At 72.5% G+C, this 23,928-nt stretch carries 20 protein-coding genes and 1 tRNA gene; 15 read left to right on the plus strand and 6 right to left on the minus strand.

Going from position 1 to position 23,928, the window contains the following annotated elements:
• Positions 1-19 precede the first annotated feature (19 nt).
• A tRNA-Ser gene (locus HYQ63_RS21385) sits at positions 20-106 on the minus strand.
• Positions 107-145: 39 nt separating this feature from the next.
• Entirely contained in the window at positions 146-1,720 is a 1,575-nt protein-coding gene (locus HYQ63_RS21390; protein ID WP_179935407.1) for a S1C family serine protease, read from the minus strand.
• 218 nt (positions 1,721-1,938) lie between these two features.
• On the opposite strand from HYQ63_RS21390, the gene HYQ63_RS21395 reads away from it, so the two are divergent.
• From HYQ63_RS21395 to HYQ63_RS21405, 3 genes are all read left to right on the plus strand, one after another.
• Positions 1,939-2,772, plus strand: coding sequence for a glycerophosphodiester phosphodiesterase (locus HYQ63_RS21395; RefSeq protein WP_179935408.1), 834 nt, complete (start codon positions 1,939-1,941; stop codon positions 2,770-2,772).
• A 140-nt stretch (positions 2,773-2,912) separates the two neighbouring features.
• Complete coding sequence (locus tag HYQ63_RS21400; RefSeq protein ID WP_373689129.1) at positions 2,913-3,578, plus strand: ATP-binding protein; 666 nt, start codon at positions 2,913-2,915, stop codon at positions 3,576-3,578.
• Between the two features lie 179 nt (positions 3,579-3,757).
• Positions 3,758-4,726 (plus strand): DUF5926 family protein, encoded by a 969-nt coding sequence (locus tag HYQ63_RS21405; protein WP_179935409.1) that lies wholly within the window; start codon positions 3,758-3,760, stop codon positions 4,724-4,726.
• Positions 4,727-5,097: 371 nt separating this feature from the next.
• On the opposite strand, the gene HYQ63_RS21410 is transcribed toward HYQ63_RS21405, so the two are convergent.
• Positions 5,098-5,772 (minus strand): bifunctional DNA primase/polymerase, encoded by a 675-nt coding sequence (locus HYQ63_RS21410; RefSeq protein ID WP_179935410.1) that lies wholly within the window; start codon positions 5,770-5,772, stop codon positions 5,098-5,100.
• Positions 5,773-6,346: 574 nt separating this feature from the next.
• On the opposite strand from HYQ63_RS21410, the gene HYQ63_RS21415 reads away from it, so the two are divergent.
• From HYQ63_RS21415 to HYQ63_RS21425, 3 genes are all read left to right on the plus strand, one after another.
• Complete coding sequence (locus HYQ63_RS21415) at positions 6,347-7,933, plus strand: PP2C family protein-serine/threonine phosphatase (RefSeq protein ID WP_179935411.1); 1,587 nt, start codon at positions 6,347-6,349, stop codon at positions 7,931-7,933.
• 131 nt (positions 7,934-8,064) lie between these two features.
• Complete coding sequence (locus tag HYQ63_RS21420) at positions 8,065-9,573, plus strand: aminopeptidase P family protein (RefSeq protein ID WP_257232001.1); 1,509 nt, start codon at positions 8,065-8,067, stop codon at positions 9,571-9,573.
• Between the two features lie 151 nt (positions 9,574-9,724).
• Positions 9,725-11,287 carry a PLP-dependent aminotransferase family protein gene (locus tag HYQ63_RS21425; protein WP_257232002.1) on the plus strand — a complete coding sequence of 521 codons (1,563 nt, stop codon included), beginning with the start codon at positions 9,725-9,727 and terminating at the stop codon, positions 11,285-11,287.
• Here the strand turns inward: HYQ63_RS21425 and HYQ63_RS21430 are convergent.
• Complete coding sequence (locus HYQ63_RS21430; protein WP_179935413.1) at positions 11,274-11,777, minus strand: ATP-binding protein; 504 nt, start codon at positions 11,775-11,777, stop codon at positions 11,274-11,276. The two genes, HYQ63_RS21425 and HYQ63_RS21430, sit on opposite strands and share 14 nt — an antisense overlap.
• A 201-nt stretch (positions 11,778-11,978) precedes the next feature.
• Between HYQ63_RS21430 and HYQ63_RS21435 the strand changes: the two genes are divergently transcribed.
• The 9 genes from HYQ63_RS21435 (at position 11,979) to HYQ63_RS21475 (ending at position 22,000) form a co-directional block, all read left to right on the plus strand.
• On the plus strand, positions 11,979-12,791 hold the full coding sequence (locus HYQ63_RS21435; protein ID WP_179935414.1) for a hypothetical protein: 813 nt from the start codon (positions 11,979-11,981) through the stop codon (positions 12,789-12,791).
• Between the two features lie 95 nt (positions 12,792-12,886).
• The gene (locus HYQ63_RS21440; RefSeq protein WP_179935415.1) at positions 12,887-13,630 is read left to right on the plus strand and encodes a YcnI family protein; all 744 of its coding nucleotides are present in this window, start codon (positions 12,887-12,889) and stop codon (positions 13,628-13,630) included.
• 135 nt (positions 13,631-13,765) lie between these two features.
• On the plus strand, positions 13,766-14,425 hold the full coding sequence (locus HYQ63_RS21445; RefSeq protein ID WP_179935416.1) for an SCO family protein: 660 nt from the start codon (positions 13,766-13,768) through the stop codon (positions 14,423-14,425).
• The gene (locus tag HYQ63_RS21450) at positions 14,422-14,886 is read left to right on the plus strand and encodes a copper chaperone PCu(A)C (protein WP_179935417.1); all 465 of its coding nucleotides are present in this window, start codon (positions 14,422-14,424) and stop codon (positions 14,884-14,886) included. The genes HYQ63_RS21445 and HYQ63_RS21450 overlap by 4 nt, the downstream gene beginning before the upstream one ends.
• Positions 14,887-14,892: 6 nt before the next feature.
• Entirely contained in the window at positions 14,893-16,992 is a 2,100-nt protein-coding gene (locus HYQ63_RS21455) for a copper resistance CopC/CopD family protein (protein ID WP_179935418.1), read from the plus strand.
• On the plus strand, positions 16,989-18,284 hold the full coding sequence (gene efeB, locus HYQ63_RS21460; RefSeq protein WP_179935419.1) for an iron uptake transporter deferrochelatase/peroxidase subunit: 1,296 nt from the start codon (positions 16,989-16,991) through the stop codon (positions 18,282-18,284). The genes HYQ63_RS21455 and efeB overlap by 4 nt, the downstream gene beginning before the upstream one ends.
• Positions 18,285-18,362: 78 nt before the next feature.
• Positions 18,363-19,298, plus strand: coding sequence for a prephenate dehydratase (pheA, locus tag HYQ63_RS21465; protein WP_179935420.1), 936 nt, complete (start codon positions 18,363-18,365; stop codon positions 19,296-19,298).
• A 618-nt stretch (positions 19,299-19,916) separates the two neighbouring features.
• Positions 19,917-21,194 carry a serine--tRNA ligase gene (serS, locus tag HYQ63_RS21470; RefSeq protein ID WP_179935421.1) on the plus strand — a complete coding sequence of 426 codons (1,278 nt, stop codon included), beginning with the start codon at positions 19,917-19,919 and terminating at the stop codon, positions 21,192-21,194.
• Complete coding sequence (locus HYQ63_RS21475; protein ID WP_179935422.1) at positions 21,191-22,000, plus strand: HAD family hydrolase; 810 nt, start codon at positions 21,191-21,193, stop codon at positions 21,998-22,000. Before serS ends, HYQ63_RS21475 begins: the two co-directional genes overlap by 4 nt.
• Before the next feature lie 76 nt (positions 22,001-22,076).
• Here HYQ63_RS21475 and HYQ63_RS21480 read toward each other — a convergent pair whose 3' ends face one another.
• Both HYQ63_RS21480 and HYQ63_RS21485 read right to left on the minus strand, forming a co-directional pair.
• The gene (locus HYQ63_RS21480) at positions 22,077-22,526 is read right to left on the minus strand and encodes a phospholipase (RefSeq protein WP_179935423.1); all 450 of its coding nucleotides are present in this window, start codon (positions 22,524-22,526) and stop codon (positions 22,077-22,079) included.
• A gap of 264 nt (positions 22,527-22,790) precedes the next feature.
• Positions 22,791-23,813, minus strand: coding sequence for an Lrp/AsnC family transcriptional regulator (locus tag HYQ63_RS21485; protein WP_179935424.1), 1,023 nt, complete (start codon positions 23,811-23,813; stop codon positions 22,791-22,793).
• Positions 23,814-23,928: the final 115 nt, after the last annotated feature.

The following is a 23,928-nucleotide window of genomic DNA, read 5'->3' on the forward strand; positions in this document are numbered from 1 at the left end:
GTCAGGGGCCGTTAACCTGCGGAGGCTGAGGGATTTGAACCCTCGGTGACATCGCTGCCACGACGGTTTTCAAGACCGTTCCCTTAGGCCGCTCGGGCAAGCCTCCCCGCGCCACCTTTGGTGGCGCGGGGATCAGCCTAGCGTGTCAGCTGTCTCCCTTGCGCTGCCCCAGGGTGACGTCGACCGTTGACGTCTTGCCGTCGCGCTTGTAGGTGAGGGTGACCTTGTCGCCGGGCTTGTGGGTCCAGATCTCGCTGATCAGGGTCGGGCCGCTGTCGATCACGGTGTCGTCGAGCTTGGTGATCACGTCGCCGGACTTGAGGCCCGCCTTGGCGGCCGGGCCGCCGGGGACGACGGCGGGGCTGCCGCCGGCGCCGTTGGCGGCGATGGTGGCGCCCGCGCTGGTGTCCTTCATGCTGACCGTGGCCTCGATCACCGGGTAGACCGGCTGACCGGTCTTGATCAGCTGCCGGGCGACGTTCTTCGCCGTGTTGATCGGGATGGCGAAGCCGAGGCCGATGCTGCCGGACTGCTGGGACTCGCCGAGGCCGCTGCCGCTGCCCGCGGACTGGATGGCCGAGTTGATGCCGATGACGCCGCCGTCCGCGTTGAGCAGCGGGCCGCCGGAGTTGCCGGGGTTGATGGAGGCGTCGGTCTGGAGGGCGCTCATGTAGGAGGCGCTGCCACCGCCGCCGTCGCTGGAGGCGACCGGCCGGTTCTTGGCGCTCACGATGCCGGTGGTGACGGTGCCGGAGAGGCCGAAGGGGGCGCCGATGGCGACCGTGGCGTCGCCGACGACGACCTTGTCGGAGTCGCCGAGCGGCAGCGGGTTGAGCTTGGCGCCGGAGGCGTTCTTGAGCTTGATGACGGCGACGTCGTAGCCCTGGGCCTTGCCGACGACCTCGGCGGTGTACCGCTTGCCGTTGGAGAAGGTGGCCGTGAGCTTGCCGTTGTCGGCGGCGGAGGCGACGACGTGGTTGTTGGTGAGGATGTGGCCCTGCTTGTCGTAGACGAAGCCGGTGCCGGTGCCGCTCTCACCGTTGTTGCCCTGCGCCTCGATGGTGACGACGCTGGGGAGGGTCTTGCCCGCGATGTTGGACACGGAGCCGGGGGCGCGGCTTCCCGCCTTCGGGTTGCCGACGGCGGAGACGGTGGTGGTGTCGCCGCTGTCGTTCTCCCGGTCGGCGGCCCAGAAGCCGACGCCGCCGCCGATGCCGCCCGCGACCAGCACGGCGGCCAGGACGGCGGCCACGAGCCCGCGCGGCTTGCGCTCAGGCGTACCGGGAGGGGGCGGTACGGGGGCGGTTCCCCACGGGCCGCCGCCCTGGCCGCCGGCGCCGGGGCCGACCGGGCCGCCCGGCTGTCCGCCGTCGGCGGGCCACTGCCCGGCGCCGGAGCCGGGGGCGCCGTAGCCGGGGGTACCGCCGGGGTCGCCCGCACCGGTCGACGCGAACGCCGCCGGGGGCTGGGTGGGGGCCGGGGGCTGAGCCGGAGGGGTGGGGGACGGCGCCGGGTCGCCCGCCTTCGCCATCTGGTCCGGGGCCGGGCTTATCGGCGCGTCCGGCGCCTCCGGCCGCGCGTCCGGCGCGTCCGGCTTCGCGCCCGCGGTGGGCTCGAAGTCCGGGGCGGGCGGCACCGCGGGGTTAGGGTGCGGCGCCGGAGGGGCCGGTTGCGGCCCGGCCGCAGGCGGTACGGCAGCGCCCTCGTTCTCGGTGCTCACAGCTGTCTCCTCAGGTGCACGACAGTTTTTCCATGACGGCCCACGCGTACGTATTACCGTTGTCAGCTTTTCCCACAGCGCGTCAGACCGCCGTAAGGAGCGGCGGCCGTGTGGACTACCACCCTTTATCCCGGACAATTCGCCCTATCGCCATTCCGGGCAACGGCCGGAAGAGGAACCTTCCACCGATGGACACCGGGCGGTGGCACCATAACGCGGTGACCTATGCGCGTTCTGACCGGGACATCCGCCCGGGTCCGCACACCGTGTCCGTCGTGGCCCACCGCGGGGCCTCCGAGGACGCGCCGGAGCACACCCTGGCCGCGTACCGCAGGGCGATCGAGGACGGCGCCGACGCCCTCGAATGCGATGTCCGGCTGACCGCCGACGGTCACCTCGTCTGCGTCCACGACCGGCGCATCGACCGCACGTCCAACGGCCGCGGCGCGGTCTCCGGGCTGGAGCTGGCCGATCTCGCGGCCCTCGACTTCGGCTCCTGGAAGGGGCAGGCCACCGACAAGGAGGCGCCGGACCGGAGGAGCCGCGACAGTACGTCCGTCCTCACCCTCGAACGGCTGCTGGGGCTGATCGCCGACGCCGGACGCCATGTCGAACTGGCTATCGAGACCAAGCACCCCACCCGCTGGGCGGGTCAGGTCGAGGACCGGCTGATCCAGCTGCTGCGCCGGTACGGGCTCGACGCGCCGCCGCCCGGCGAGCCGCCGTCCGTGCGCGTGATGAGCTTCTCGGCGCGCTCGCTGCACCGGGTGCGGATCGCGGCGCCGGCCATCCCCACCGTCTATCTGATGCAGTTCGTCCTGCCGCGCCACCGGGACGGGCAGCTCCCGCCGGGGGTGCGGATCGCGGGGCCCAGCATCCGGATCGTGCGCAACCACCCGACGTATGTGGCGCGACTCCAGCGCGCGGGGCACCGAGTGCACGTGTGGACCGTCGACGAACCGGCCGATGTCGAGCTGTGCGTGCGCTTGGGCGTCGACGCACTGATCACGAATCGCCCCAAACAGGTACTGTCCCAACTCGGACGCTCATAGTGGGCATTACAAGGCGTGCACCGGCGCGTTCGTTACGTATTCGATCGTGACGAGTGCGTCACACGATGCCACTTGGCCGGTTTCCGCTCCAGCCCATCGGGGCATCCATCCCCTGGCGTGGGGCTAAGGAGGTCTCGGGGGTGGCGTTGGTGGTGGCACAGAAGGTGCCGACGTCGTCGACCATGGCCGTACCCCATGGTCCTGCGGGCGTCCGCGCGGCAAGACAGTGGATGCGCGGCGATTTGGGCAGGACTGGGGTATCGGATTCGGTCATAGACGACGCAGTGTTGATCCTTTCGGAACTACTCAGCAATGCGTGGCGGCATGGCAGCCCATGGCGCTCCGGCCCTGGCGGCGGGACGGTTCTCGCGGCGTGGAGCGTCGATGAAGACGATCGGGTGACGGTCGAAGTCACCGATGGCGGTGGCCCCACAAGACCACTTCCGGCCAAACCTTCCGTGACGGCCCGCGGTGGCCGTGGGCTGAACATCATCAGGTCCCTGGCCGACGAGTGGGGCGTGCGGGACGGCAGGGGCGAGGTCACCGTCTGGGCCCTCCTCCCGGCCGACGCCGGCTTCTCCGGCCGGGTCATGTTGCCGACCGGCCTCGGCGCGGAGCTGCGCGCGGAGCTGGAGCCCGGTCTCCGTACGAACGGCGGCGCGAAGAGCGGCGCGAACGGCGGCGCGAAGAGCGGCGCGAACGGCGGCGCGGGCGCCGGTGCAGGTCTCGTGGCGAATATCGACACGAACATCGATCCTGATTTCGATCGCGAGCTGGGCTTCGCCGATCTGGACGAGCTGGCGTGACCGACGCGGCGCATCTGGCCGACGAGGTTCGGCCGAAGGGCTAGGCTCCCGCCCGTACGCGTAGCCGTACGACGACGTACGCGCCGATACGAGCCCGTAGCCGATACGAGCACATCTCGAGCCGCATCCGAGCCGTACGCACGAGCCCTGAGCCGCCACGATCGGGAGACAGCCACACCATGGCCAAGAAGCGCCGCCCCCAGACGAAGGCCGCAGGACCACGGGGCGCCACGGGCGACATCCCCGTGGTCGGTGCGCGGGAGCCCTGCCCGTGCGGTTCGGGCCGCCGCTACAAGGCCTGCCACGGCCGGGAAGCCGCCCACGCCGTCACCGAACTGGTGCAGCGGCCCTTCGAGGGGCTCCCCGGCGAATGCGACTGGGTGGCGCTGCGCGAGCTGGTGCCCGCCGCGACCGTCCGCCTGGCCCTCGCCGAGGGGCTGCCCGAGGGTGTGCCGTCCGTCACCCTGGCGACCGTGCTGCCGATGGCCTGGCCCGCGCTGCGCCGGGACAGCGGCGCCGTGCTGCTCGGTCTCCAGAACGACACGGCCTCCGGCGACCTCAGCCGCGATCTGGCCGACACGCTGCGGCGCGCGCTGATCGCCGAGCCCGGCACGCCGGTGTCGGCCCAGCGGGCACCCGGCGACGGTCCGCGCCTACAAGATCTGCTCGACCCGAAGGGCGCTTTCACGCCGACCCTGCACGAGGGGTTCGAGTTCTGGCTGGAGGACGCCGCGAACGCGACCGGGGAGGTCGCCGCGTCCCTGGAACGGGCCAATGCCGCCGCGATCCCGACCGCCCGGCTCACCGGTGTGGAGGCCGCCTACTGGTGCGAGACGCCGGAGAAGAACCACCTGCGCTGGGTGATGCCCCACCCCGAGGAGAAGCTGCTCGACGCGCTCGCACGGCTGCATGCGGCGGGGGCGTCCTCACTGGGCGAAGGCACCCGTCTGGTGGGCTCTTTCCGGGCCCACGGGCTCACCGTGCCGGTGTGGGACCTGCCCCGCGGCATGGGCGCCGAGGAGACCGAGAAGCCGGCCGCGGAGCTGGCGGAGCGGCTGGGCGAGGCCCTCGCCTCGGACGAGCCGCTCACCGCCGAACAGCGGCGCGCCCGGGGTGGTCTCACCAACCGTCAGGTGACGCTCAGCTGAGCACCCCGGCGGGTAGACCGAGCGGTCGAGAGGCGTGACCCTGCTCACAACTCGCGGTTACGCCCTGGAAATACGCGTCCGGAAATCCGCGATCGAATTTGCTTAGGGCCGATCTCTTGTTACGGTTCTAAAAGCCCGGTCGCTGGTGCATCCCCCGTCGCCAGCGACCGGGCGCTTCCATGTCCGGAACCGGAACGCACGGGTCCGGTACGGCCCAACGGGCCGCGGCGGCGCGGGAGTTGCCCCTGCCGCGGACAGGGCCTCGGATCGGCACCGGGCCCCCGAAGATCACCCGAACGCACGACACGCGGCGAGGCCGTGGGCCGCGCCGCGTGTGCAGATGCATCGGATGGTGCGAGGGACGTCCCGGGTCAGTACGCGAGCCGGCTGCCCCCGTCGGGCGCGCTGCTGCTCGCCTCGACGAGCGCGTCCACCACGGTGGCCACCTCCGGCAGCCAGGGCCGCCCGCGGCGGCGCTGCGGCGCGCGCTCCCAGCGCACCCGGCCCAGCCCGGTCTGCGACGGCGGCAGCACCAGATAGCCGCCCTCTCCGTGGAACCGCAGCGAGCTGGGCACCCAGTCCTGGCGGTTGAGGAGCTCCCCCAGCTCTTCGAGGGAGTACGGGGCCACCAGCAGCGACCAGCGGGTGGGCGTGGCGACCACCGGGCCGAGCCGGACGCCCGCCCGGTCGAAGGCGGCCAGCGCCCGGGCCCCGGCGACTGCGGGCAGGCTGAGCGCGCACGGGGCCGTGCCGCCGGTGGCGAGGAGGAGCGGCGCACCGGGGCGGTTGGTCCACCACCAGCGCACCATGCGCGGATCCGTAGTGGCCGCGAGGAGAACGGGGTCGAAGGGGTGGGCGCCCGGCACCGCGCAGTCCGGGTCGGGACAGCCGCACACCCGCATGCGTCCGCCGCCGGATTGGAGGCCGATGCCCGGCAGGACGGGCCACTGCCACTCGGTGGCGCAGGTGAGCGCCGCGCGGAGCAGCGGCGAGCGTGCGCCGCGCCGCAGCGAGAACTTGCGTCGCCTTCCGAGGATCTCGCGCATGAGCGCTCGTTCCTTTCCGTTAACGCCGAGGGCTGTATCCGTTCGCACTACATGGCACTTCACATGGCACTACGTGGCGCTGCCGGGCGTCGTTCGGCCACTCACAGCACGTGGATCACAAGTCACTGCGCGTACAAGGCAGCGCATCACGCCGCGGGCCGAGCGTGGAACGTGGCGAGGGGTGGCGCGCGCATGGCGCTTACCGTCCTGGGTGGTGCGTTTCCTCGCCACTCGGGGAGGGGCGCGGCCGTTGTGGTCTATGACGCCTGGACCGGCCACGGGGTTCCGGGGCGGTCCGATCTGCCCCAGGCCCTCTCCGAATGTGTACCCGCCGCGATGGAGACGACGCGCTGTCGAATGACGTCAGTCGACCTCAAATTGACAGCGTAACGACTTTTTTTCAGCCAAGTTCAATTCCCCACAGACACTAACAAGACCACCGGGACAATGCTGGACATCGCCTCTCCCGTGCGTGTACATCTGGAGACAGTAGCGGCACAGTAGCGGCGCAGCATGACAGGGGGTTTGCGATGCTATTGAGCAAGCTGGGCGCGACGGGTGAAGGCAGCGGTCCATGAACTCGCCCCATCCGCCGAAAGTGGCTGGAATCGATTCTTCCCTCCCCGCACCCACGCAAACTGCCGACCCCATCGGCCAGCCCCTCGCCGCGCCCGAACCCGGTGTTCAGGACCGGCTCGCCGGGTGGGTCTCGGACCTCACGACGCTTCACGAACTCACCGAGCGGCTGGTCCACACCAGCACCCTCGATGAGGCGCTGAGGGAGCTGCTGCGCGCGGGCGCCGCGCTCGTGGGCGCGCAGCGCGGGCTGGTCGCGCTCGAACCGGCGGACGGACAAGGCCCTGTGACCACCGTCGGCCTCGGCCTCGGCCGCGCCGACCTCGGTCAGATCGAGACGATCCCGGGCAGCTCCACGCCCGGCGGCCATCTCCTCGACGGGCTGCCCGAGCCGGGCGGCAAGCGGCGCGCCGATGTCGCCCACCCCGACATCGCGGGCGAGACCGGTCTCCACCCACGCCACCGCGAGGTCGCCGCACGCCTCGGCTTCGCCGCCAGCTACGCGGTCCCGCTGGACCCGTTGCCCGGCCCCGGCCCCCGCCCCGGACTCACCACCGTCCCCGCCCCCGCCGCCGAGGACGCGTCCCCGGGCGCGGGCGGCCGTACGGCGCCTGGCGCGGGGCAGGGCGCCGCGCAGGCCCCCGCCCCGGCCGGTGCCCCCGGCATGGCGGGCGTGCCCGCGGGGCGCCTCGGCGCGGTCGCCTGGCTCTACGACGAACCGGCCGAGCCCGAGGAGCACCAGCGTCATCTGGTGGCCCTGTACTGCCGTTACGCCGCCGCCCACATCACCCGGCTGATCGAGCTGGCCCGCGCCCGCGCCACCGTGGCGACCGTCCGGGAGGAGCTGCTGCCCACCCGGCTGCCGCGGCTTCCCGGGGTGCGCCTGGCCGTGCGCCACCGCCCCGGCCCGCGGGGCGGCGGGGACTGGTACGACGCGCTGCCGCTGCCGGACGGCGCCCTCGGCCTCTCGGTCGGCGCGGTCACCGGTTCCGGGCCCGGCACCATCGTCGCGATGGGGCGGCTGCGGGCCTCGCTCCGCGCGTACGCCGTGATGGAGGGCGAGGATCCGGTCGCCGTGCTCTCCGATCTGGAGCTGCTGCTGCGGCTCACCGAGCCCGCCCGCTCCGCGACCGCCCTGTTCGCCTACTGCGAGCCCGGGGCGCGCCGGGTGCTGCTGGCGGGGGCGGGGCACTGTCCGCCGCTGATCACCGGGGAGCGGCGCACGGAGTTCGTGGAGACCACGCTGTCCGCGCCGCTGGGCATGCTCTCCTGCTGGGAGGCGCCGAGCGTGGAGATCGAGCCCGCCTGCGGAGAAACGCTTTTGTTCTACAGCGACGGGCTGCTCCACCGCACCGGTGAGCCGATGGACCGGGCCTTCGCGCGGCTGCACGCGGCCGCGGCGGGCGCCCCCAGGGCGGTGCGCGCCGATCCGGACGCCTTCGCGGACCATGTGCTGCTGGCGATGTTCCCCGGCGACAGCGGCGAGCCCGGCGAGACCCGTGACGCGGGGAACGGGCCCCGCGCGGGGATGGGCGGGGAGGACGGCGGGGAGGACATCGTCCTGCTCGTCGCCCACTTCGACTGAGCGGCGGCCGATCGAGCGGCCCGTCCAGCGGCCCCCTCCAGCGACCCCTCCAGCGACTGATCAGCGGCTGATCGGGCGGCTGATCAGGGGTGCCCATAACGTCTCCCGGGGCCCGTATCCCCGGACCTACCATGGGAGAGGTCCAGTTCGAGGAGGATGACGTGACCGAGGAGCCCACTCCTGACGCCCTGGAGACCCCGGAGGCCGAGGGGCAGCCCATCAAGCAGCGGAAGAACGGCCTCTACCCGGGCTTGTCCGACGAGCTTGCCGAGAACATGAAGTCCGGCTGGGCGGACACCGAGCTGCACGACCTGAGCCCCATCGAACAGGCCCCGAACACCGCCCGCCGCCGCGCCGCGCTCTCCGCGCGCTTCCCCGGCGAGCGCCTGGTCATCCCCGCGGGCAACCTCCGCACCCGCTCCAACGACACGGAGTACAGCTTCCGCGCCGCGACCGAGTACGCGTACCTCACCGGCGACCAGACGGAGAACGGCGTCCTGGTGCTGGAGCCGGACGCGGGCGGCGGCCACAAGGCGACCGTGTACCTCCTGCCGCGCTCCAACCGGGAGAACGGCGAGTTCTGGCTGGACGGCCAGGGCGAGCTGTGGGTCGGGCGGCGGCACAGCCTCGGCGAGGCCGAGCGGCTCCTGGGCCTGCCCGCCAAGGACGTGCGCGAGCTGGCCGACCGGCTCGGCGCCGCGACCGGCCCGGTGCGCGTCGTGCGCGGCCATGACGCGGGGATCGAGGCGGCGCTGACCGACAAGGTCACCGCCGAGCGCGACGAGGAGCTGCGGGTCTTCCTCAGCGAGCAGCGCCTGGTCAAGGACGACTTCGAGATCGCCCAGCTCCAGGCGGCCGTCGACTCGACCGTGCGGGGCTTCGAGGACGTCGTGAAGGTCCTCGACAAGGCGGAGGCGACCTCCGAGCGCTACATCGAAGGGACGTTCTTCCTGCGCGCCCGCGTCGAGGGGAACGACGTCGGCTACGGCTCGATCTGCGCCGCCGGTCCGCACGCCACCACCCTCCACTGGGTGCGCAACGACGGCCCGGTCCGCTCCGGCGACCTGCTCCTCCTCGACGCCGGGGTCGAGACCACCACCCTCTACACCGCGGACGTCACCCGCACCCTGCCGGTCAATGGCAGCTACAGCCCGCTCCAGCGGAAGATCTACGACGCGGTGTACGAGGCGCAGGAGGCGGGCATCGCGGCGGTCAAGCCGGGCGCGAAGTACCGCGACTTCCACGACGCCGCCCAGCGCGTCCTGGCCACCAAGCTCGTCGAATGGGGCCTGGTCGAGGGCCCGGTCGAGCGCGTTCTGGAGCTGGGGCTCCAGCGCCGCTGGACGCTGCACGGCACCGGCCACATGCTCGGCCTGGACGTGCACGACTGCGCCGTGGCCCGCACCGAGACGTACGTGGAGGGCACGCTGGAGCCCGGCATGTGCCTCACCGTCGAGCCCGGCCTCTACTTCCAGCCGGACGACCTGACCGTGCCCGAGGAGTACCGGGGCATCGGGGTCCGGATCGAGGACGACATCCTCGTGACGGAGGACGGCAACCGCAACCTGTCGGCGGGGCTGCCGCGGACCGCCGATGACGTCGAGGCGTGGATGGCCCGGATCATCGGCCGGCGGAGCTGAGACGAGGCGGGACCTCGACGCAGCAGGACCCTGGCGGGGGAGCGGCGGGCGCGCCGCTCCCCCGCCGTCGTTGACCGCCTGTCGTTGATCGCCCGTCGTTGGCCGCCTGTCATTGGCCGCCTGTCATTGACCGCCGATAGGGTGCGTGTCCATGGCGGAATCATGGGTCAATTCGGCGGAGGCCCTGGGCAGTGATCTGCATCTGGAGCTGGCCGCGGCGGGCGGCCGCCGCGGCGCCCTGATGCGCGCGCTGCGGGACGCCATACGAGGCGGGCGGCTCGCTCCCGGCACCCGGCTGCCGCCCTATCGCTCGCTCGCCGCCGACCTCGGCATCGCCCGCAACACGGTCGCCGCCGCGTACGCGGAGCTGGTCGCCGAGGGCTGGCTCACCGCCCGCCAGGGCTCGGGCACGCGCGTGGCGCCCCGGGCCGACCCGCCCCCGGCCCGGCGCACCCGGCAGTCCGCGGCGCGGGCGGACGGCAGCCGGACCGGCGGCCACCAGCCCCCCGTACGCACCGGGCGCGCCCCGGAGGACGCCCCGCGCCCCGTCCACAACCTGCTCCAGGGCAGCCCGGACGCCGCCGCCTTCCCGCGCACCGCCTGGCTGGCCTCGACCCGGCGCGCGCTGACCGCCGCGCCCAGCGAGGCGTTCGGCCCCGGTGATCCACACGGCCGCCCCGAGCTGCGCCGCGCCCTGGCCGACTACCTCGCCCGGGCCCGCGGCGTGCGCACCGACCCGGACCGGATCGTGATCTGCTCGGGCTTCGCGCACGCCCTGCGGCTGCTGAGCGGAACCCGCGCACTGCGCCACAAGGCGGCCGTCGAGGCGTACGGCCTGGACTTTCACCGTTCGCTGCTGGCCGACGCCGGAATCCGGACGGTGCCGCTCCCGCTGGACGAGGACGGCGCCCGCACCGAGGAGCTGGCCACCCGCCGGGAGCTGCGGGGCGTGACGACCGTGCTGCTCACCCCCGCCCATCAGTTCCCGACCGGTGGACCGCTGCATCCGGAGCGGCGCGCCACGGCCGTCGACTGGGCGCGGGCGCGGGGCGGGCTGATCGTGGAGGACGACTACGACGGGGAGTTCCGCTACGACCGGCGGCCGGTGGGCGCCGTCCAGGGCCTCGACCCCGACCGCGTGCTGTACGTCGGCTCGGTCAGCAAGAGCCTTTCGCCCGCGCTGCGGCTGGGCTGGATGGTCCTGCCGGACGCGCTGGTGGACGAGGCGCTGGCCGCCAAGGGGGAGCGCGAGGGGTGGGTGAGCGCCCTCGATCAGCTGACGCTCGCGGACTTCCTGGAGTCCGGCGGCTACGACCGCCATGTGCGCCGGATGCGTCAGCGCTACCGGCGCCGCCGCGACCAGCTGGTGGCCGCCCTCGCCGAGCGCGCCCCGCACATCCGGGTCTCCGGCATCGCCGCCGGGCTGCACGCGGTCCTCGCGCTACCGCCCGGCACCGAGCGTTCCGCCGTGCGGGCCGCCGCCCGCCAAGGGCTCGCCCTCGACGGGCTGGCCGACTACCGCCACCCCGATGCCGTCGGCCCGGCCCCTGAGGGCCTGGTGGTGGGATATGCGACCCCGCCCGACCACGCATTCGCGGGGGCCTTGGAGGCGCTGTGCCGGGCGCTGCCCGACGGCGCACCGGGGGCCGACGGCGCCCGGGGTGCCGGTTCGGCGAGGACGACGAGGCGGGGTTCTCCGCTCACGACGCTCTGAGCAGCGAGTCCTCGCGCCACTTGAGGATCTTGTCGAAACTCACCACCACCCCGCCGCGGCCCGGTCGGTCGCGGTAGCGGACGTGGTCGGTGAGGGCCTCGATGAGAAAGAGCCCCCGCCCGTGCTCCGCGTGCGCGGGAGCCGGACTGTGCGGGTGCTGCGGCCTCGGCGCCGATGCCGGACGCCGCTCGCTCCGGGTGCGCGATTCACGGCGCACGGTGCCCCGGCGGGCGAAGCCGGGACCCGAGTCGGTGACCTCGATGCGGCAGGTGTCGCCGTCGATGAAGGCCGTGACGCGGTAGTCCCCGCCCGTACCGTCGCTGCCGCCGTGCTCCACCGCGTTCGCGCATGCCTCGGAAAGGGCGACCGACAGGTCGTAGGAGATCTCCGGATCGACTCCGGCCGTCTCCATGGTGCCGAGGAGCAGTCGTCGTGCGAGCGGAACGCTCGCCGCCTCGCGGGGCAAATGGAGTGACCACCAGATGCTCATGCTCCAGCCTCCCGGCCGCGGCTCGACATACCGTTACGTATTGCCTGGGTCCATGGTCCGTAAGCGTCCGATTGACGTGACTCCGCTCATTCGGCGGACGCGCGCGGTAGGCGCACCGGTGTATAGGCCTGTCCCGGTGTGCGCCGGTACGCCCTACCCGCCGTAGGGAACGCGTTTACCCAGTGGGATGATGGCGCGGCCATGGCTTCCCCTGTCGCCCGTGCGGGTGCCGATCTGCGCATGTTGCGGGCCGCGGTGTTCACCGCGGTCTGTGTCGTGCTGTCCGCGGCGGGGCATGTGCTGGCGTCCTGTGCCACCGTGCCGCTGTGGACGCTCGGCGTGGGCGCCGCGGCGATGTTCGCGGTGGCGCTGCCGCTGGCCGGGCGGGAGCGGTCGCTGCCCGGGATCGCGTCGGTGCTGGCCCTGGGGCAGCTCGCGCTGCACTCCCTCTTCGGCTACGGGCAGCAGGCGGCCGCCGCAGCGGAGGCCGCCCACCGCGCGGACGCCGCCGACGGCCGCGTCATCGGCATGGCGGCGAAGCTGCTGTGCACCACGCTCCCCGGCCGCCTCGACGCGGCCACGGCGCACCGGATCGTCGCCCGGTCGGGCATCGACCCGTCGTCCCTGCACGCCGCGCCGTCCACCGCGACGCCCGACCCCGCGCACCCCATGGGCCTGACGGCCCTGCTGCCGTCGCTGCCGATGACCCTGGGCCATCTGCTGGCCGCGCTCGCCGTCGGCTGGCTGCTGCGCCGCGGCGATCAGGCCGTGTGGCGGGCGGTACGGCTGTCGCTGGACGGGGCGCGCGGGGTCGCGGAGGCGGCGCTCGTACGGTCGCTGCGCGCCGCGCTGGGCCTCGTACGGACGCTGCTCACCGGGCTCATGGACGCCGCGTCCGGCGCCGCGCCGCCCCGCCCGCGCACGGACGGGGCGGACGAGGGCGGGGCGACGGCCGTCGCCCTCCAGCACAGCGTGATCCGGCGGGGACCGCCGGCTTGCGACCTCGCGGCCTGAGCGACGCGACACTCCTCCAGCGGGACCGGAGGGTGGCCGCGCCGGAGCCGCACGCGCGCCACCCCACCGATCACTCCTCATCTGGAGCGTTTGACATGAACGCCAAGCGTCGTCGCCGTCTGCCGGTTCTCGGAGGTCTCACCGCGGGCGCCCTGGTGCTGCTCGCGGGCCCCGCCTTCGCGCACGTCACCGTGCAGCCGGAGCAGGCCGAGAAGGGCGGCTACAGCACCGTCGACTTCAAGGTGCCCAACGAGCGGGACGACTCCTCGACCGTCAAGCTCGAGGTCAACCTGCCCACCGACCATCCGCTCGCCTCCGTGATGCCCCAGCCGGTGCCCGGTTGGGACGTGAAGGTCACCAAGTCCAAGCTGCCGAAGCCCATCGAGACGGACGACGGCAAGGTGACCGAGGCGGTCACCAAGATCACCTGGACCGGCGGCACGATCGATCCGGGCATGTTCCAGCAGTTCCCGGTCTCGGTCGGCCCGCTGCCGGAGGACGCCGACCAGCTCGCCTTCAAGGCCCTCCAGACGTACGACGACAAGCAGGTCGTGCGCTGGATCGAGGAGCCCGAGAAGGGTGCGCCCGAGCCCGAGAACCCGGCGCCGGTCCTCAAGCTCGCCGACGCGGCCGAGGGCTCGCACGGGCACGGCTCCGCGGGCGCGGGCGACGCCGAGGGGACGAAGGCCACGGCGTCCGGCGACACGGCGAAGACCGCGTCGGAGTCGGGCGGCGACGGCACCGACACCACCGCACGGGTGCTGGGCATCGCGGGCATCGTCATCGGCGCCGCCGGAGTCACCTTCGGTGTCCTCGCGGGCCGCCGCCGCTCCGCCTGACCAGCCGGTACCCCGCGTGACGGCACGGCGTGTCCGCGCGTCCCGACCCGGCGCCGCGGAACGCCCGGCGGCGGGCCGCGGACCCGCCGCCGTCACGCACCACCGATCCAACGATCTCTTTTGGAGAACAGCTCCATGCGCACCAAGATCCTGGGCTCCGCCCTCGTCGTCGCCGCAGCGCTCACCCTCACCGCCTGCGGCTCCGGCGACGGCGGTGACAAGGGGAACAGCGCCGCCAGCGTCTCGGGCGGCCGGAAGACGGGACAGGCGATCGTCCTGAACAACGACGCCAAGACCAAGCCCGACCTGGTCCTCACCAACACCGAGGGCAAGAAGTACGACCTGCTCAAGGAGACCAAGGGCCGCCCGACCCTGGTCTTCTTCGGCTACACCCACTGCCCGGACGTCTGCCCCCTGACCATGAGCAACCTCGGCATCGCCGTGTCCAAGCTGTCCAAGGCCGAGCGGGAGAAGCTGCGGGTCGTGTTCGTCACCACCGACCCGGAGCGCGACACCCCGGAGCGGATGCGCAAGTGGCTGGACGCCCAGGGCGGCAAGGATTTCGTCGGGCTGACCGGCGACTTCGACACCATCCAGGCCGGGGCCAAGCCGCTCGGCATCTTCATCGAGAAGCCGAAGAAGGAGAAGGACGGCAGCGTCCTCGTCAACCACGGCGCCCAGGTGATGGGCTTCTCGCCCAAGGACGACAAGGGCCACTGGATCTACACCACGTCGACCTCGCCCCAGCAGTACGCCAAGGACCTCCCGAAGATCATCAAGGGGGAGAACCCGTGACCGCGCGGCACCGGGCCGCCGCCGCGGCCGCCCTCGCCCTCGGACTGACCGGCACGCTCACCGCCTGCGGCGGCGACGACGGCGGCGGGGACCGCCCCGAGCTGTCCGTCGGCGGCGCGTACATCCCGCGGCCCGCGATGGCCGACATGGCGGCGGGCTTCCTGACCGTGACCAACAAGGGGGGCGGCGCGGACAAGCTGACGTCCGTCACCACCCCGCTCGCCCGCGACGTCACGATGCACACCACCAAGGGCACCCAGATGAAGCAGGCCGGCTCGCTCGACGTGCCCGCGAACGGCGAACTGAAGCTGACCAGCGGCGGCGATCATCTGATGCTGACAAAACTGGTCCACCGCCCGAAGGTCGGTGAGAAGGTCGAATTCACCCTGCACTTCGCCACCTCCGACCCCGTCACGATCAAGGTCCCGGTCGAGCCGACGACGTACCGTCCCAAGGACTGACAGCCGATGCCCTCGCTGACCTCCCCGACCGCCCGGCCCCGGTCCGGTGCCCGGACCTCCGTCACCGCCCGGCGCCTGCTGTCGGTCCTCGGCACGCTGCTCGCCGCGCTGCTGTGCGCGCTGAGCTTCGGCGCCGGGCCCGCGTCCGCGCACGCCGCGCTCGCCTCCACCAGCCCCGGTGAGGGCGCGGTGGTGAAGTCCGCGCCGTCGGACGTCTCGCTCACCTTCACGGAGGGCGTGCTGCTCGGCCGGGACGCGGTGCGCGTCCTGGACCCCAAGGGCAAGCGCGTGGACGCCGGGAAGGCGGCACACGTGGACGGCAAGTCGTCGACCGCGTCGGTCGCGCTGCGCTCCGGGCTGTCCGACGGCACCTACACGGTGGCGTGGAAGGCGGTCTCGGAGGACAGCCACCCGGTGAGCGGCGCGTTCACCTTCTCCATCGGCGCCCCGTCCAAGACCTCGGTCAAGGCGCCGACGGGCGAGAGCGGCGACAGCACGGTCACGACCCTGTACGGCATCGGGCGGTACGCGGCCTACGGCGGCTTCGCGGCGCTGGTCGGCGCTTGCGTGTTCGCCGGGGTGTGCCGCTCCTCCCGCCCGGTCCGGAAGATCGCGGTCGGCGGCTGGGCGACGCTCTTCGGCGCCACCCTGATGCTGTTGCTGCTGCGCGGGCCGTACGCCAACTCCGAGGGGCTCGGCGCGGTCCTCGACCTCGGCGGGCTCGGCGACGTCCTCGACACCAAGCCGGGCGCGGCGCTGCTGGGCCGGCTGCTGCTGCTCGGCGTGGCCGCCGTCTTCCTGGCCGTGCTCTTCGGCTCGTACACCCGCCGCTCCGAGGCGCCGGAGGAAGACGCCAAGCGGCGCCAGGACCTCGCCTTCGGGCTCGGCTTCGGCGGCGTCGTCGTCACGGTCGGCCTCGCCGCGACCTGGGCGATGGCCGAGCACGCCTCGGTCGGTATCCAGCGGCAGCTGGCCATGCCGGTCGACGTGATCCACCTGGTCGCGGTCGGGGTGTGGCTGGGCGGTCTGGCCTCGCTCGCGGTGACGCTCCGCGCGGGCGTGCCGATCGAGCGGGCGGCCGTGGTCCGCTTCTCCCGGCTCGCCTTCGGCTCCGTCATCGCCCTGGTCCTCACCGGGCTGTACCAGTCGTGGCGGCAGGTCGGTTCCTGGAAGGCGCTGACCGGCACCGAGTACGGGCGATGGCTGCTGATCAAGGTGGCCCTGGTGGCGGTGCTCGTCGGCATCGCCGCCGTCTCGCGCCGCTGGACCGGCCGCCTGACGGACGCCGGGAGCGCGGAGAAGCCACAGGTGGCGGCGGAAGCGGAGGTCCGGACGGAGGCCAAGGCGGTGGTGAAGGAGCCGGTCCGCACCGGCGCCGCCGGAGCCGACTCCGGCTCGGACGACGGCTCCGGCGAGGGTTCCGGCGAGGAGTCCCACGCGGACTCCGCATCCGGTGACGCGGCCGCGTCCGGCGACGAGGACGGTGGCCCGGCGAAGGCCGGGGACAGTGCGGGGGCCGACGACGACCCCGTACGCACCGCCCAGCTCGCCCGCCAGCGCGCGGCCAAGGACAAGACCGCCGCCCAGCGGGAGCGCGACGCCGACCCGCAGCGCAGCGGACTGCGCCGCTCCGTGATCGCCGAGACCGTCGTGGCCGCCGTGCTGCTCGCGGTGACCACCGTCCTGAGCGGCACCCAGCCGGGCCGGGCGGAGACCGGGAAGCCCGCGGCCCCGGCCGCGGACCCCGGTGGGCTGAACGTCGATCCGGTGAGCGTGTCGATCCCGTACGACACCGGCCCCAAGAGCGGGCGCGGCAAGGCCATCGTCATGCTCGACCCGGCGCTGCCCGGCGACAACGCCCTCAACGTCTTCATCAGCGACTTCGCCGACCGCCCCATCGACGTGCCCGAGGTGAAGGTCTCCCTGACCCTCAAGCAGAAGGGCCTGGGCCCGCTGTCGATCCCCCTCAAGCACCGCTCCACCGGACACTGGAGCGCCCAGAGCGTGCAGCTCCCCATGGCCGGGAAGTGGCTGCTCTCCCTGACCGTACGCACCTCCGACATCGACCAGGTGACGGAGACCAGGAACGTGAAGGTCGCACAATGACCACTCGGCAGGCCCCGAAGGCCCCCGACACCCCCGAAACTCCCGAAACACCGCAGGACCAGCACACCGCCCCCGCCGGGGTGTCCCGGCGCCGCCTCCTGGGCACGGCCGGCGCCGCGGGCGCGGCCGGGCTCGTCGTCGGCGGGGCGGCCGGCGCGTACGCCGCGGAGGCGACGCGGAACACGCCCTCGCCGCTCAGTTCGGTCGGCTCCACGGCCGTCCCCTTCCACGGCAAGCGCCAGGCCGGGATCACCACCCCGCTCCAGGCCCACGGCCATCTCATCGCCTTCGACCTGGCGCCCGGTGCGAACCGCAAGCAGGCCGCCGCGCTGCTGCGCCGGTGGTCGAGGACGGCGCGCGAGCTGACCGAGGGCAAGGCCCCGGCGGACGACACGGGCATCGCGCTCGACGCCGGACCGTCGTCCCTCACCGTCACGTTCGGCTTCGGCCGCACCTTCTTCGCCAAGGCGGGGCTGAAGGACCGGCTCCCGGAGGCGCTCGCCCCGCTGCCCGACTTCGCCTCGGACGCGCTCGACAGGAAGCGCAGCAACGGCGACCTGTGGATCCAGATCGGCGCCAATGACGGACTCGTCGCCTTCCACGCGCTGCGCGCGCTCCAGCGGGAGGCCGGGGAGGTGGCCCGGCTGCGCTGGCAGATGAACGGCTTCAACCGCACCCCCGGAGCCACCGGCCACCCCATGACGGTGCGCAACCTGATGGGCCAGGTCGACGGGACGAACAACCCCAAACCGGAGGAGCCGGACTTCGACCGGCGGATCTTCGTACCGGACAGGGGGGAACCGGCCTGGATGGCGGGCGGCTCGTACGCCGTGGTGCGCCGCATCCGGATGCTCCTCGACTCCTGGGACAACCTGTCCCTGGAGCGGCAGGAGAAGGTCATCGGCCGCCGCAAGTCGGACGGGGCCCCGCTGTCCGGCGGCACCGAGACGACCCCGGTGCGGCTCGACAAGATGGGCGCGGACGGCGGGCTGGCCATCGGGGGCGCCGCCCACGTACGGGTCGCGGCACCCGAGTCCAACCAGGGCGCGGCGATGCTGCGCCGCCCGTTCTCGTACCACGACGGCTTCCGCGACGACGGGGCGCCGGACGCGGGGCTGCTGTTCATCGCCTGGCAGGCGGATCCGATGAAGGGGTTCGTACCGGTGCAGCGGAAGCTGGACCTCGGGGACGACCTGTCCCGGTTCCTGCGGCACGAGGCGAGCGCGCTCTTCGCGGTGCCGGGCGGCTGCGCCCCGGACGAGTACGTGGGTCAGGCACTCTTGGAAGGGTGAGCGAGGGATGACCAGCCTCGCCCCCGGCCGCCGCTGGGTATCGTGGCGGCTCTCATACGATCACAGGGAGCCACCGTGATGTCGGCCAGCCACTATGTCTACCTCGGCCCCGAGGGCACCTTCACCGAGGCCGCGCTGCGGTCCCTGCCGGAGGCTGCCACGCGCGAGCTGGTCCCGATGGTCTCGGTGCCGGCGGCGCTGGACGCCGTGCGCAGCGGCGCCGCGGCGGCCGCCCTGGTGCCCATCGAGAACTCGGTCGAGGGCGGGGTCACCGCGACCGTCGACGAGCTGGCCACCGGCGAACCGCTGATGATCTACCGCGAGGTGCTGCTGCCGATCAGCTTCGCGCTGCTGGTGCGGCCGGGCACCACGCTCGCGGACGTCAAGACGGTGACCGGGCACCCGGTGTCCCAGCCGCAGGTCCGCAACTGGCTCGCGGCGAACCTGCCGGACGCGCTGTGGGAGTCGGCGGCCTCGAACGCGGACGGCGCGCGGCTGGTGCAGGAGGGGCGCTACGACGCGGCGTTCGCGGGCGCGTTCGCGGGGCCGAAGTACGGCCTGGAGCCGCTGGTCACCGACATCCACGACGCGCAGAACGCGATGACCCGCTTCGTGCTGGCCGGGCGCCCGGCCCGGCCCGCCGCCCGGACCGGCGCGGACAAGACGTCCGTGGTGATCTGGCTCGGCGACGACCACCCGGGCGCGCTGCTGGAGCTGCTCCAGGAGTTCTCGGCGCGCGGCGTCAACATGATGCGGATCGAGTCGCGCCCGACCGGCGAGGGCATCGGCCGCTACTGCTTCTCGGTGGACTGTGAGGGGCACATCACCGACCGGCGGGTGGGGTCGGCCCTGATGGGGCTGAAGCGGATCTGCCCGAAGGTGCGCTTCCTGGGCTCGTACCCGCGTGCGGGGGTGGAGGCGGCGGACCTGGCTCCGCTGCGCGCCGGCACCTCGGACGAGGCGTTCGCGGAGGCGTCGGAGTGGCTGGCCCGCTGCCAGGACGGGCGGGGCTGAGCACGGGGCGCACGGGCGGGGCTGAGCACGGGGCGCACGGGCGGGGCTGAGCGCGGGGCGCACGGGCGGGGCTGAGCGCGGGGCGGCGGGCCCGTCAACCACGGGCCCGGGCGGCCGTCGCCAAAAGTTATCCACAGGCTCGGCTCCGCGCTGGGGACAAGTCGACAACACCAAACCGGCAATGTCGACACATCACCACAGTCACCTCATCGGCTCACAACACCGGACATTGCGCATCCGTCACCGCAATTCCATTGATCCGCTCTTTGGAGTGAGGGATTCCTCTCTCAATGCGTGTGTGAACGCGGTTCGATAGGGGAATCCATCGCCGAGCACTCGGCGGACCAAACGATCAACGCGACATCCACAGATCTCACACACAGGCTGTGGATAACTCATGGGTATCCCAACAGCCCTGTGGACAACGAACCGCCAACTCGCCCCGCACACACGGGAAGCCGGTCATCTCTTTGCCCCTTTTCGGGGAATGCGCACGCATTCCTTGACGCCGATCCCCACAGGAATTCCCAGGTTTTCCCACAGCCCTAAATGGGGGCAAAAAGGGGCACACCGGAATATCGCGTCGAGCCCCCGAGGTCACACCGGTAACCTGGGGGGGTGATTGACCTTCGCCTGCTCCGTGAGGACCCCGACCGTGTGCGCGCCTCCCAGCGTGCCCGTGGAGAAGACGTCGGCATCGTCGACGCACTCCTGGCAGCCGACGAGCGGCGCAGGTCCTCCAGCGTCCGCTTCGACGAGCTGCGCTCCGAACAGAAGTCGCTCGGCAAGCTCGTCCCCAAGGCATCCGGGGACGAGAAGGCCGAGCTGCTGAAGAAGGCGGGCGAGCTGTCCGCCGCGGTCAAGGCGGCCGACGCCGAGCAGGACGCGGCGGCCGAGGAGACCCAGACCCTGCTGCGCCAGCTGGGCAACCTCGTCCACCCGGACGTCCCCGTGGGCGGCGAGGACGACTTCACCGTCCTGGAGACGGTCGGCACCCCGCGCGACTTCGCGGCCGAGGGCATCACCCCCAAGGACCACTTGGAACTGGGCGAGCTGCTCGGCGCGATCGACACCGAGCGCGGCGCCAAGGTCTCCGGATCGCGCTTCTACTACCTCACCGGCGTCGGCGCGCTGCTGGAATTCGCCCTGGTGAACGCGGCGATGGCGCAGGCCACCGCGGCGGGCTTCACCCCGGTGCTCACCCCCGCGCTGGTCAAGCCGAAGGCCATGGAGGGCACCGGCTTCCTGGGCCAGGCCGCGGAGGACGTCTACCACCTGGACAAGGACGACCTCTACCTGGTCGGCACCTCCGAGGTCCCGCTGGCCGCGTACCACATGGACGAGATCCTGGACGCGGAGCAGCTGCCCCGGCGCTACGCGGGCTTCTCCTCCTGCTTCCGCCGCGAGGCCGGGTCGTACGGCAAGGACACCCGGGGCATCTTCCGGGTGCACCAGTTCGACAAGGTCGAGATGTTCGTCTACACGACGCCGGAGGAGGCCGAGGCCGAGCACCAGCGGCTGCTGGAGTGGGAGAAGCAGTGGCTGACCTCGCTGGAGCTGCCGTTCCGGGTGGTCGACCTGGCCTCGGGTGACCTGGGCTCGTCCGCGACGCGGAAGTTCGACTGCGAGGCGTGGATCCCGACCCAGGGGAAGTACCGCGAGCTGACCTCGACGTCCAACACCACCGAGTTCCAGTCGCGGCGGCTGTCGATCCGGATGCGCGAGGGCAAGCGGGTGCGTCCGCTGGCGACGCTGAACGGCACGCTGTGCGCGGTCACCCGGACCATCGTCGCGATCCTGGAGAACCACCAGCAGGCCGACGGTTCGGTGCGGGTGCCCGAGGTGCTGCGGCCGTTCCTGGGCGGGCGCGAGGTCCTGGCACCGGTCGCCCGGTGAGCGCCGGCGCCTTTCCGTACCGCCTGGTCGCGACGGATCTCGACGGCACCCTGCTGCGTCCCGACCACACCGTCTCGGCCCGTACCCGCACCGCGCTCGCCGCGGCCACCGAGGCCGGTGCCGCCCACATCGTCGTCACCGGGCGCACCGTGCCGGTGGCGCGGCACATACTGGACGACCTCGGTTACGAGGGGCTCGCGGTGTGCGGCCAGGGCGCGCAGCTCTACCACGCGGGCGAGCACCGGCTGCTGACCTCCGTCACGCTGGACCGCCAAGTGGCGATGCTGGCGCTGGAGAAGATCGCGGCGGAGACCGGTCCGCTGCTGCTGGCCGCGGCCCGCGACGGCCTCGACGGCCAGGTGCTGTTCGGCCCGGGGTACCGGGTCGGGCACGGGGAGATGCCGGTCACCTCCTTCAGCGACCTGGACGAGGTGTGGTCCGCGCCCATCAGCAAGCTCTACATCCAGCACGCCCAACTGGGCGATGACGCGCTCGCGGACGCCGCGCGGGCCGCCGCCGGGGGTCTGGTCGGCGTGACGATGGCGGGCGCGGGGCTCGTGGAGCTGCTGCCACTGGGGCTGACGAAGGCCACGGGCCTCTCGCTGGCCGCCCGCAGGCTGAAGGTGACGGCCGCGGACACCATCGCGTTCGGCGACATGCCCAATGACATCCCGATGTTCGGCTGGGCGAAGCACGGGGTCGCGATGGCCAACGCGCACGAGGAGTTGAAGGGCGTCGCCGACGAGATCACCGCCTCCAACGAGGAGGACGGCATCGCCGTGGTGCTGGAGCGGCTCCTCGGCTGAAGCCTCGGCGGATGACGCGTGACGGACGGGCGGCCCAGGCCCATGGCGGGCCGCCCGTCGTCATGCGGGGTCCGGCTCAGCCGAGGTTCTTCACGGCCTGGTAGTAGGTCCAGGCGGTGCCGTCGCAGGCGGTCTTCTTCGCACCGGTGTAGGCGGCGCACACCCGCTTGAGGTCCTCGTAGAAGGCGCTGTCGATACGGGCCTTGTTGGCGTCGAAGATGCCGAGTGCCTTGTGGTTGCGGTACCCGAAGTCATGGCGGGCGCACGAGGTCTGGAAGGGGAAGCCGAAGGGGTTGTCGGGCGAGGTGCTGCAATAGTCGGTGGACCAGTCGAAGGCGTACGCGGCCCACGCGGCCTGGTTGTTGCGGGCGGCGAGCCAGGCGTTGTAGCTGGCGGCACTGGTCTGGGTCCAGTTCGCGAGCACTTGCGCCTTGTCGGCGGGGACGGCTTGGGCGGGGGCGGCCAGGGCGACGGTGGCGGCTGCGGTGACGGCGGTGGCGGCAAGACTCGTGGCAAGACGACGCATGACGGTTCCCTCCGTTGAGTTGTGACGGCACCTCAAACCGCCCGCGTGCGGTGCGGGTTACGGGACGGTGTGAGGTGGCGCACACCCAGAGTTCGGCAGGTTCCTGACAAGCGTCAAGATCTGGACAGGCGTATGCATGAACAGAGTTCAACCAGCGGGGATTCGGAGGTTCCTCCAAGGAGGAGGGGAAAACGGCCAGTTCATGCAGGCAGTTCGGACGGCCGGTTCAGACGACGGTTCAGGCGGCCGGTTCAGTCGACCGGTTCAGGAAGGAAAGCGCGACGGGTCGTGCGGCGTCGGGGGCAGCGGCCCCGGCCCCTTGATCCGGCGGATGACCGGCGAGGTCTCCATGTGCCGCACGGCGGACAGCGCGGCGATCCGCGTCGTCAGATAGGTGTACAGCGCGGGGACGTCCTCGCACACCACCGTCGCCATCAGGTTGTTGGGCCCGGTGGTCGCGCACGCGAACGCGATCTCGGCGTGGTCCGCTAGCGCCTGACCCGTGGCGGCCAGATCGGACGGCGACACCGACAGCCAGAGCACGGTCGCCATGTTGAGTCCGAAGATTCGCTGGCGCTGATCGACGTCGAAGTACAGCGTGCCGTCTGCGCGCAGCGCGGCGAGCCGACGGCGCACCGTCGACTGCGACCAGCCGGTGGCGGCGGCGAGTTCGGCCAACGGCGCCCGTCCGTCGCGCGCGAGGACCGCCAGCAGCTTCCGGTCCTCGGCGGTCAGGGGCCCGGCGGAACCCGCGGACCCCTCGGAACCGGCTGAACGGTCCGACTCGGGCACGGCGAGCCGTGCCACCTGATCGGGGCTCAGCACACCGGACTTGTTCACCAGACCCAGCGGACCGCCGAAGAACTGATGCAGGACACAGCGCGCGCTCACCCCCACCACCCGGGGCGTATGGGGCAGTTTGCGCAGCAGCAGCGCATCGCTGTCCTGGCCGGACGCCGCCCGCGTCGTCGCGACGACCTCGGTGCCGTCGGACAGCACATGCACCCAGGAGGTGTCGGTGCGGCGGGCCAGCGCCTCGGCGACCGGCACCGCGGCGTCCGGCAGGCACTGCACCCGCACCATCCACACCACCTCGCCGACCGCCGCCGGGTCGGTGAGGCCCAGCACCCGGACCGCCCCCGTCGTCCGCAGCCGGGTGTAGCGACGGGCCACGGTCTGGTCGGAGACGCCGAGCACCTCGGCGATGCGGCTGAAGGGGGCGCGGCCGTCGAGCTGGAGGGCGTGCACCAGTGCCCGGTCCAGCTCGTCGTACGCGTCGGATTTCACCGCTCAAAGCTAACCGGCGTCGATTTATGCCACCAGGCCCGGTTCCGGCTGGAGGTGAAACCGGTGCGGTGGCGACCGTGAGGGCCACGGGGCAGCGGCGTCGGGCCGGCCCCCT

Origin of the sequence: Streptomyces sp. Rer75 (assembly GCF_013414305.1) — a bacterium.
Lineage (GTDB): Bacteria > Actinomycetota > Actinomycetes > Streptomycetales > Streptomycetaceae > Streptomyces > Streptomyces himastatinicus.

What these genes read in the sequence shown, in the direction of transcription:
- HYQ63_RS21415 (WP_179935411.1), top strand. Translation starts at nt 6,347, where the DNA reads ATGAACTCGCCCCATCCGCCGAAAGTGGCTGGAATCGATTCTTCCCTC.
- HYQ63_RS21435 (WP_179935414.1), top strand. Translation starts at nt 11,979, where the DNA reads ATGGCTTCCCCTGTCGCCCGTGCGGGTGCCGATCTGCGCATGTTGCGG.
- HYQ63_RS21425 (WP_257232002.1), top strand. Translation starts at nt 9,725, where the DNA reads ATGGCGGAATCATGGGTCAATTCGGCGGAGGCCCTGGGCAGTGATCTG.
- HYQ63_RS21480 (WP_179935423.1), bottom strand. Translation starts at nt 22,526, where the DNA reads ATGCGTCGTCTTGCCACGAGTCTTGCCGCCACCGCCGTCACCGCAGCC.
- HYQ63_RS21405 (WP_179935409.1), top strand. Translation starts at nt 3,758, where the DNA reads ATGGCCAAGAAGCGCCGCCCCCAGACGAAGGCCGCAGGACCACGGGGC.
- pheA (WP_179935420.1), top strand. Translation starts at nt 18,363, where the DNA reads ATGTCGGCCAGCCACTATGTCTACCTCGGCCCCGAGGGCACCTTCACC.
- HYQ63_RS21420 (WP_257232001.1), top strand. Translation starts at nt 8,065, where the DNA reads ATGGGAGAGGTCCAGTTCGAGGAGGATGACGTGACCGAGGAGCCCACT.
- efeB (WP_179935419.1), top strand. Translation starts at nt 16,989, where the DNA reads ATGACCACTCGGCAGGCCCCGAAGGCCCCCGACACCCCCGAAACTCCC.
- HYQ63_RS21440 (WP_179935415.1), top strand. Translation starts at nt 12,887, where the DNA reads ATGAACGCCAAGCGTCGTCGCCGTCTGCCGGTTCTCGGAGGTCTCACC.
- HYQ63_RS21410 (WP_179935410.1), bottom strand. Translation starts at nt 5,772, where the DNA reads ATGCGCGAGATCCTCGGAAGGCGACGCAAGTTCTCGCTGCGGCGCGGC.
- HYQ63_RS21430 (WP_179935413.1), bottom strand. Translation starts at nt 11,777, where the DNA reads ATGAGCATCTGGTGGTCACTCCATTTGCCCCGCGAGGCGGCGAGCGTT.
- HYQ63_RS21445 (WP_179935416.1), top strand. Translation starts at nt 13,766, where the DNA reads ATGCGCACCAAGATCCTGGGCTCCGCCCTCGTCGTCGCCGCAGCGCTC.
- HYQ63_RS21455 (WP_179935418.1), top strand. Translation starts at nt 14,893, where the DNA reads ATGCCCTCGCTGACCTCCCCGACCGCCCGGCCCCGGTCCGGTGCCCGG.